The organism is Mesorhizobium sp. P3_A9, assembly GCF_056402975.1.
The window spans coordinates 1-611 of sequence record NZ_JBFUGJ010000798.1 but is presented as its reverse complement, the minus strand read 5'-3'; the positions used below and the strand labels follow the sequence as shown (position 1 = coordinate 611).

Genomic DNA, 611 nt, shown 5'->3' with positions numbered 1-611 from the left:
ACCGTGTCGGAGAGATCGGCATCGGTCACCGTCAGCGTGCCCGTGGTCGAGAGGCCGGCATTGGTTTCCGTCAGGGTCGCCGATGCAGTGTCCGGCGTCCCCGTTCCAACAAGATGAATATCCGGCGCATCGTTGGTGCCATTCACGGTCACCGTCACGGTCTGGGTGTCCGAGGCTGCATTGTTGTCGGTGCTYTGGACCGTGTAGGTGAGCGTCAGCGACTGGCCGACAGCAAGATAGTCGAAKGCCTGCGTGCCGGAATTGAAGGTCCAGCCGAGGTTGTGGGTGTCCGCCGGATTGGCGGCCAAGCCCGATGTCGGYGWAACAGCCATCATGGCAAGAAGCTGGGCGTTGGTCAGACCAAGGCCAGCCGTCGTTCCCGAAGCCACGACAGTCGTGACCGAAGAACTCACCGTGTCGGAGAGATCGGCATCGGTCACCGTCAGCGTGCCCGTGGTCGAGAGGCCGGCATTGGTTTCCGTCAGGGTCGCCGATGCAGTGTCCGGCGTCCCCGTTCCMACAAGATGAATATCCGGCGCATCGTTGGTGCCATTCACGGTCACCGTCACGGTCTGGGTGTCCGAGGCTGCATTGTTGTCGGTGCTCTGGAC

At 62.4% G+C, this 611-nt stretch carries 1 protein-coding gene; it reads right to left on the bottom strand.

Going from position 1 to position 611, the window contains the following annotated elements; all coding sequences use genetic code 11:
* Window positions 1–611: VCBS domain-containing protein (locus AC1DX0_RS36805; protein WP_477359572.1), on the bottom strand; the 611-nt coding region annotated here is incomplete at both ends.